The organism is Neisseria sp. GT4A_CT1 (assembly GCF_000227275.1).
GTDB lineage: Bacteria > Pseudomonadota > Gammaproteobacteria > Burkholderiales > Neisseriaceae > Neisseria.
Genome location: NZ_JH164968.1, coordinates 20,603 through 28,689, shown reverse-complemented (window position 1 = coordinate 28,689; position 8,087 = coordinate 20,603). Strand labels below are relative to the sequence as shown.

General features: G+C 52.9%; 10 protein-coding genes. 6 read left to right on the top strand and 4 right to left on the bottom strand.

Annotated elements, in window-relative coordinates; translation table 11 throughout:
• Positions 1-2,546 (bottom strand): DNA polymerase I (polA, locus tag HMPREF1028_RS08890; protein WP_009312452.1); only part of this gene is annotated, 2,546 nt, incomplete at its 3' end.
• A gap of 192 nt (positions 2,547-2,738) precedes the next feature.
• Here polA and HMPREF1028_RS08885 point away from each other — a divergent pair.
• Both HMPREF1028_RS08885 and HMPREF1028_RS08880 read left to right on the top strand, forming a co-directional pair.
• The gene (locus HMPREF1028_RS08885) at positions 2,739-3,239 is read left to right on the top strand and encodes a hypothetical protein (protein ID WP_009312451.1); all 501 of its coding nucleotides are present in this window, start codon (positions 2,739-2,741) and stop codon (positions 3,237-3,239) included.
• 185 nt (positions 3,240-3,424) lie between these two features.
• Positions 3,425-4,087 (top strand): PspA/IM30 family protein, encoded by a 663-nt coding sequence (locus tag HMPREF1028_RS08880; RefSeq protein WP_009312450.1) that lies wholly within the window; start codon positions 3,425-3,427, stop codon positions 4,085-4,087.
• Positions 4,088-4,176: 89 nt separating this feature from the next.
• Here HMPREF1028_RS08880 and HMPREF1028_RS08875 read toward each other — a convergent pair whose 3' ends face one another.
• Both HMPREF1028_RS08875 and HMPREF1028_RS08870 read right to left on the bottom strand, forming a co-directional pair.
• Positions 4,177-4,602, bottom strand: coding sequence for a PepSY domain-containing protein (locus HMPREF1028_RS08875; protein WP_009312449.1), 426 nt, complete (start codon positions 4,600-4,602; stop codon positions 4,177-4,179).
• A 49-nt stretch (positions 4,603-4,651) separates the two neighbouring features.
• On the bottom strand, positions 4,652-4,996 hold the full coding sequence (locus HMPREF1028_RS08870; protein ID WP_009312448.1) for a hypothetical protein: 345 nt from the start codon (positions 4,994-4,996) through the stop codon (positions 4,652-4,654).
• Positions 4,997-5,124: 128 nt separating this feature from the next.
• Between HMPREF1028_RS08870 and HMPREF1028_RS08865 the strand changes: the two genes are divergently transcribed.
• The 4 genes from HMPREF1028_RS08865 (at position 5,125) to HMPREF1028_RS08850 (ending at position 7,402) form a co-directional block, all read left to right on the top strand.
• Positions 5,125-5,352, top strand: a complete 228-nt coding sequence (locus HMPREF1028_RS08865) for a hypothetical protein (RefSeq protein WP_003743669.1) — start codon at positions 5,125-5,127, stop codon at positions 5,350-5,352.
• 68 nt (positions 5,353-5,420) lie between these two features.
• Positions 5,421-5,903: an OsmC family protein gene (locus HMPREF1028_RS08860; protein WP_009312447.1), complete on the top strand. Its 483-nt coding sequence runs from the start codon at positions 5,421-5,423 to the stop codon at positions 5,901-5,903.
• Between the two features lie 46 nt (positions 5,904-5,949).
• Positions 5,950-6,615, top strand: coding sequence for a YqiJ family protein (locus tag HMPREF1028_RS08855; RefSeq protein ID WP_003767067.1), 666 nt, complete (start codon positions 5,950-5,952; stop codon positions 6,613-6,615).
• Positions 6,616-6,694: 79 nt separating this feature from the next.
• Positions 6,695-7,402 carry a hypothetical protein gene (locus HMPREF1028_RS08850; RefSeq protein WP_009312446.1) on the top strand — a complete coding sequence of 236 codons (708 nt, stop codon included), beginning with the start codon at positions 6,695-6,697 and terminating at the stop codon, positions 7,400-7,402.
• A 341-nt stretch (positions 7,403-7,743) separates the two neighbouring features.
• Here HMPREF1028_RS08850 and HMPREF1028_RS08845 read toward each other — a convergent pair.
• Positions 7,744-8,087, bottom strand: a 344-nt coding sequence (locus HMPREF1028_RS08845; protein ID WP_156798142.1) for a transposase, incomplete at its 5' end; no start/stop codon positions are given.

Sequence of the window (8,087 nt, the reverse complement as noted above, 5' to 3'; positions counted from 1 at the left end):
CCTTGCAGTGGGGCGTTGATGGCGGCGCGTTCGGCTCCGGCGCGGGCGTTGGCGTTTTTGTTGCGGATGTCGGGCAGGTAGAGGCGGCGGCCGAACAGGGTTTCGACGTAGCCTTGGGCGGCGGCTTGTTCTTTGGTGCGCTGCATGTATTCGGCGACGCCGGGGTAGCGGGCGAAGTAGCGGTCGATGAAGGTTTTGGCGGACAGGTTGTCTATGCCCAGCGATTTGGCGAGGCCGTATTGGCCCATGCCGTAAATCAGGCCGAAGTTGATGGTTTTGGCGTAGCGGCGTTGTTCGGACGAGACGTTTTCGGGGGCGATGCCGAATACTTCGGCGGCGGTGCGGCGGTGTACGTCTTCGCCGTTTTGGAACGCGGCGATGAGGGTTTTATCGCCGGAGAGGTGCGCCATGATGCGCAATTCGATTTGGGAATAGTCGGCGGAAACGATGACGCTGCCTTGCGGTGCGGTGAAGGCGCGGCGCACGCGGCGGCCTTCGGCGGTGCGGATGGGGATGTTTTGCAGGTTGGGGTTGTTGCTGGCGAGGCGGCCGGTAATGGCGACGGCTTGGGCGTAGGTGGTATGCACGCGGCCGTCTTTGGGGGAAATCATTTCGGGCAGTTTGTCGGTGTAGGTGGATTTGAGTTTTGCCAGGCTGCGGTTTTGCAGGATGATTTTGGGCAGGGGGTAGTCGGGCGCGAGCTGTTCGAGCACGGCTTCGTTGGTGGAAATGCCGCCTTTGGCGGTTTTTTTCAGGCCTTTGGTGGGGATGCCCATTTTGTCGAACAGGATTTCTTGCAGCTGTTTAGGCGAGTTGAGGTTGAACGGCTGGCCTGCAGCGGCGTAGGCTTCTTGTTCGAGCTTCATCAGCTCGGCGCCGAGTTCTGCGCTTTGGCGGACGAGTTCGGCGCGGTCGATTTGCACGCCGTTGCGTTCCATTTCAAACAATACCTGCGCGACGGGCAGCTCCATTTTTTCATACATTTCAAGCTGTTTGGCATCCATCTGCGCGCGCAGGTGCGCTTCGAGGCGCAGGGCGAAATCGGCGTCTTGGGCGGCGTATTCGGTCGCCTGCCCGATGGCGACGTCGGCAAAACCGATTTGTTTCGCGCCTTTGCCGCACAGTGATTCGTAGGTAATGGTTTCCAATCCCAACCAGCGTTCGGACAATTCGTCCAAGCCGTGTCCGAGATGGCTCTCGATGATGTAGGAAGCGAGCATGGCGTCGCCGGCAATGCCGTTCAGGGCGATGCCGTAGTTGGCGAAAACGTGTTGGTCGTATTTGAGGTTTTGCCCGATTTTTTTCAGGGCGGGGTTTTCCAAATACGGTTTCAGACGGCCTAATACGTCTTGCAAATCAATCTGTTCGGGCGCGGCGGTCAGGCTGTGGCCTACGGGGATGTAAACCGCTTCGCCAGCTTGGAACGCGATGCTGATGCCGACCAGCGCGGCGTTCATCGCGTCTAATGACGTGGTTTCCGTGTCGATGCCGATGGTGTCCGCCCGCGACAGTTTGTCCAACAAAGCGGCAAACTGCGCTTCGGTGGTAACGGCCTGATAATCCAGTTTTTCGGGCGCAACGGCTTTTTCAGGTAGCCTTTCAGACGACGTTTCCATGTCCAACGCCGCCTGTTCGCCTATCGTATCGCTGCCGAACAAATCGCCGTCCGCCGCTTCGTGCATACGGCTTTCCGCTTCTTTCAACCAAGTGCGGAAGCCCCAGCGTTTGAAATCGACCGCAAGCTGCGACCATTTCGGCGAAGTGCGGCGCAGGCTTTCGAGGCCGTCTGAAAGCTCCGAGTGCAAGTCCACATCGGTTTTAATCGTCACCAAATCATACGACAACGGCAGTTGGGGCAGCGCGGCTTGCAGGTTTTCGCCGACCTTACCCTTGATTTCCGCAGCGTGCTCCATCACACCGGCCAGCGAGCCGTAGGCTTCCAACCACTTCACCGCCGTTTTCGGGCCGCACTTCTCCACGCCCGGCACATTGTCCACCTTGTCGCCCATCAGCGCGAGATAATCGCGGATTTGGTCGGGGCGCACGCCGAATTTTTCCTTCACACCTTCAATGTCCAGCTTTTCGCCGCTCATCGTGTTCACCAGCGTTACGCGCTCGTTCACCAGCTGCGCCATGTCCTTATCGCCGGTGGACACCACCACATTCCAACCCGCTTCGCCTGCCATTGCCGCCAGCGTGCCGATAACGTCGTCCGCTTCCACTTGCGGAATCACCAGCACCGGCCAGCCCATCAGCCGCACCAAATCCGGCAAGGCTTCCGCCTGCGGGCGCAAATCGTCCGGCATCGGCGGGCGCGTCGCCTTGTAGTCGGGGAACATCTCGTGGCGGAAATTCTTGCCCTTCGCATCAAACACCACCGCGCAATAATCGTGCACATAATCCGCCCGCAGCCGGCGCAACATGTTCAACACGCCATAAAGCGCACCCGTCGGCGCACCGTCAGGCGCGGACAACTGCGCCATCGCGTGATAAGCGCGGTAGAGATAAGAAGAGCCGTCAACGAGGAGGAGAGTGGGTTTGGACATGGTGAACCTGCTTGAAATAAGTGAAAAATAGATGGATGGATTATAAAGGAAAAGCTCGGTTCTCCCCATGTATCCGCAAACGTGTTTCAGCGCATTTTAGGGTTTACAAAAATAAACCATTTCAAATATTGCGCCTTGTCATTTTATCTTGTATATTTGCATACAAATGAATACAAACTAAATCAAACGAATATGAATGCGACAAACCGTATCCCCGTCAGCGTGCGAATTACTCAGGAAGATGCTGATTTTATTGCAGAATTAAAAATCGAGGGCGCGAATACACCGTCTGAAAAAATCCGCGAGCTGCTCAAGCAGGCGCGTTTGGCGCATACGCAGACGCGCGATTACGGTTCCGCGCTGACGGCGCAGGAGCAGTTTTTCCAAGCGGCGAAACATGACGTGCTGCACGCGGAAAAGCAGGCGGGAGCGCATTCGCATATCGTCGCGCGATTGTTTGAGCAGCTGCCCGACTTGGGCGCGACGCTTGCCGCCGACCTGCCCGAAGAAGCCGACCTCGACAGTTTGAAAAAATACGAACGCGAACTGATGTGGCGCATCGTCCGCCTGACCGACAGCATCTTGCAACTCGCCGTAACCGGCAAAGGCGCGGCATACGACGATACCGTGTTGCAACAGCTTGAAAACACTTTGAAACTGGCGAAGATTGTGCAGCAGGCGGGCGAAGTTTGAGGTCGTCTGAAAAAATGGGGCGCATGAAATAGAAGTATTTGTTTGCCGCTATTCCTGTATAGGTTGCCATTCCCGAATATTCCGAAAACGCAAGGTCTGGATTCCCGCCTGCGCGGGAATGACGGACGGTTGATTATCCCCGTGCCAACTTAAATCAAACACATTTTATTGAAAGGAAAATCCAAATGAGCGAAACCCTATCCCGCAGAGTGGGCCGTCTGGTGAGCGGCGGCTTTCATGCCTTGATTGATGCGGCGGAGAACCTTGCGCCCGAAGCAGTAATGAACGAGAGCATCCGCGAAATCGAGCGGGCGGTGGACGAAGTGCGTGCTGAATTGGGCAAAGTGTTGGCGCAGAAACACCTTGCCGCCAAGAAAATGGCGGACGAGAGCAACCGCCACGAAGCCATCGATGCCAACCTGCAAGCCGCCGTAGCCGCGGGGCGCGACGACCTTGCCGAAGCGGGCATCGCCGAACAAATGGACATCGAAGCGCGTCTGCCTGTTTTGGAAAACACCATTGCCGACTGTGCCGCGCAGGAAAAAGAACTTGAAGGCTTTATCGCCGCCTTGCAGGCGAAAAAACGCGAGATGCAGCAGCAGTTGCAAGACTGGCGCGCCGCGCAGCAAAGCGCGGGCGCAGGCAAAGCGGCAGGCGGCAGCGACCTTAACCGCATCGCCCGTGATGCCGAAAAAAGCGGCAACGCTTTCGACCGCGTGATGGGACGTCAGAACGCGGTACACAGCAGCACCGATGCCGCGCAGTTGGCAAAATTGAAGGAATTGGAAGACTTGAGCCGCAACAACCGTATTGCCGAACGATTGGCGGCACTGAAGGCGGGGAAATAAGTTTTCAGACGACCTCCTTTGTCAGAAAGGGTCGTCTGAAAAGAAAAACGCCGCGCGGAGCTTGTCCTTGCGGCGTGTGGCGGAACGGATCAGTAGTCGATGCGTTCGCTGATGATGCGTAAATCCGGCCATGAGAAAACGATATCGTATTCGCGTCCGTTTTTGAAGGCTTCGGCTTTCAATACGGGGCGGCCGCGGCGGTCGTCGGCTTCGATTTCGTGAACTTGGTAGCCGCGTCGTTCGAGAATCCGCATCACTTGTGCGCGTTTTTGCTCGAAAGACGGATCGCTGTAAATTTGGTGTTCGATGTAGTCGTCATCGTAATATTTGCCGTCGCGGTAACGGTAGTCGTCATTACGGTCGTAATCGCGCTCATAGCGGTCATCGTAACGGTCATAACGCTGCTCGTAGCGGTCGGTACGATAGTCGTCATCGTAATAGTCGTAAGGATAGGGAGCGGCACAAGCGGTCAGTGCGATACTGCCTAAGAGTAATACCGGTAAGAGTTTTTTCATGTCGTATCCTTTCGGGACGTGGGGTAAGTAAAGAATGTTCGGGCGCGGATTATAAATCGACGCGTTCTACGAGAATGTTTAAATCGGGATAAGACATCACGATTTTGTATTCCAAGCTGCCTTTGTAGGCCTCAAATTCCAAAACGGGTCTTGCCCAATAGAGGTCGGTGTCGGAATCGTGGACTTCGTAGCCCCTGCTGTGCAGGATGGACAAAGCGCGGTCGTGGTGTTGCGCGAACGCGGGGTCTGTCTCCATGCGGTATTGGGCGTAGTCTTCGTAAAGGTCGAAACCTTCTGCTGCAAGAAAAATGGCGCAAACAGCGGCGACAGGAAGCAGCAGTTTTTTCAAAAGCGGTTTGGACGGCTTTGTATATTGCGACTGAGAATGTTTCATTTCGTTCCCTTTGCGTCTGTTGTCGGTATAGACATTTAAACACGCAGGACTTAGGGAAAAGTTAGGAGCGTTTTCAGACGACCTTTCTTTACGATACGCACAGGTCGTCTGAAAAATAGGGGAATTTCATGATTTTTGCCATTTTGATCGGCTTGCTAACCGCCGTCTTGCTTTACTTTGTGATGTTTAAGGATTGGGACGAATTTGTCGAATGCGTCGAATTCTATTGCACACCCGACATTATCAGCGCACTGCGGGGGCGGTATTGGGATGACGTATGGGCGGAAACCAAAATCCTGCTGTGGCTGGGCATCAGTTTGGCGGCGGGCGCATCGGCTTATGCCTGGCTCAACTAGAGTCGGCGTTTCAAGGCGGATACCGTCTTTATTGCTGCGAACAGTAAATAATTGAAAGGAATGTCAAAATGAGCAAAAAACACACTTACCGCACCGCGACAACATGGACGGGCAATCTCGGCGAAGGCACTTCGTCCTACACCGCTTATTTGCGCAACTTTACCGTTTCCGCCGAGGGCAAGCCCGACCTGCACGGTTCCGCCGACCCGGCCTTCCGCGGCGATGCGGGCCGCTGGAACCCCGAAGAAATGCTGCTGGCCGCCGTTTCTGCCTGCCACAAACTATGGTACCTGCACCTGTGTGCCGACGCGGGCATCTGCGTTACCGCCTACACCGATCATGCCGAAGCGGTGATGGACGAAGGCGGGAATGGGAGCGCGGGGCGTTTCGTCTCCGCCGTGTTGAAGCCGCGCGTTACCATCGCCGCAGGAAGCGACCGCGCCAAGGCTTTGGAACTGCACCACGAAGCGCACTGCCTGTGTTTCATCGCCAATTCGGTCAACTTTCCAATTGAATGCCGCGCCGAGATTGAGAGCGGAGAGGTCGTCTGAAAATCCAATACCTGTTTGAAATGCAAGAATAAAAAGGAACACGATAATGTGGAATCTAATCAACGCCCCCGAAACGGAAATCTTCGGCATCGCCATCGCGCTGATGGTTTTACTCGGCGTGTTGGAAGTCATCTCCATGCTGGCGGGCGGCATCAGCGACTGGCTGGACAACCTGCTGCCCGACAGCCTGACCGAAACCGCGCACGCCGAAGTCGGGCTGGACGCAGCGGACGCGGGCGTATTCGTCAGGTTTCTGAGCTGGCTGTATGTCGGGCGCGTGCCGGTGTTGATGCTGATGGTGGTGTTCCTTGCCGTGTACGGACTGACGGGCTACCTGTTTCAGACGACCTTTGCCGCCGTGTTCGGCAGCTATCTGAACGGATGGCTGGCGGCAGTCGCCGTGTGGTTCCTTTCGCTGCCACTGGTGCGCCTGACGGCGGGCGGACTGTACAAAATCATGCCCAAAGACGAAACCACCGCCGTTTCGCAGGAAAGCCTAATCGGACGCATCGGTACGGTAGTGCTGGGCGAAGCACGGGCGGGCAGCGCGGCGCAGGTGCGGGTGAAGGATGTGTATGGTCAACAGCATTATGTGATGGCGGAACCGGATTCCGACGAAGTATTGAAACAGGGCGACGCGGTGTTGCTGGTGTCGCTGGAGGGAAATACGTTTAAAGCGATTTTGAACCCGAGCGGGAGCTTGGTGGATTGAGGTCGTCTGAAAAGAGATGTGTAGTCGGATACTTGTATCCGACAAAATGGGTTAATTAAAATAAGGAATAATCTAAATTATGGATTTAAATAATTTATCCCTAAATATTACTATTCAGGATGTTGCTGCTATTGTAGCAATTATTAGTGGCATTTTTGCAGTAATTCGAGTTGCAAATGGTTTTGTTTCTAATAATTTTTTTAGTGTGAGCAAGAAGCGTCTTGAGTATTATGAATTTTCTAAAAAATTTCTAGATGAAATAAAAAAAGAAAAAAATGGGGACGTGGTGTATAAGCATCCATTTTTAATAGAAAAAGGATTCTATGTGTTATCTGGTAAGGAAAACTTATCAGCAACTGAGATATTATACTGTTTGGAACAGAAGAATCCAACTCTATTTTTAAATCATTATCCATCTGTTCGTGGAAAATATTTGAAATATTCAATTAGTGAAAATTTAATTATATTTAAAGGCCGTTATAGGGAATTAAAGAGGAGGAATTATGTAAGAAATATTAATAAATTTATGATTGTTTTTTATGGATTTATGTTATTTTTCTTAATATTTAATATTTTGAATGATAAATTTTTAGTTAAATTTGGTTGGAATTGGTGGCAGGTGGGATTTGTATTGAGCTCAATAGTTATTGTTGTTATAGCAGCTATTGCAACTTTTATGAATGATCTTATCAAGATAGGATTAGCTGAAGAAATGGTCATAGCACAAAAAAATAATATGGAAAGATTGGCTCAGCAAACAACGGATCAAAATGACAGTTCAGAATAAAAATCAGAACGCGGAACAAATCAAGGCGCAAGCAAAAAGAAGGTGGATTTGGATAATGGCAGTTTTCATATTTGTCATTGCCATGCGGGTTTACGGGCATTCCCAATAATGTAAAAGGTCGTCTGAAAACCAATGCAGTGAATATTCGCCAACTGGGCGTAGGGGCAGGTTTCACACCCGCCCACCGTTAATCCGACTGCAACCGAGATTTGAAAAACAGCCTGCGCCCTCCCGAAAAGGCAGGTGTAAAACCCACCGCTACATTCGGTTGCGTTGGGAAAAAAACAGCTTGGTAGCAACTGTATTTTTCACCCCGTCGGGCAAAAATACCAAAACTCAAATCAAGCCGTTCGGATACCGTTTTCGGTGGTACCGTTTTCGGCAAAGTAATCACGCATCCGGGCATTCAATATCGTCAGCAGTTTGCGCATACATGCCGTAACGGCAACCTTATACGGCTTACCCTTGGACAGCAGGCGTTGGTAGAAATCCCGAATAAGCGGTTCAAAACGTGTCGCTACCACGGTAGCCATATACAGTGCCTTACGCACCGCAGACCTTCCGCCGAAGCAGCGGCTTTTGAATTTGGTTTCCCCGCTCTCCCTCGGGTGTGGCGCAATACCGACCAAACTCGCCAGCCGTTTGTGCGACAGCCGTCCCAATTCGGGCAGCATCGCCATCAGCG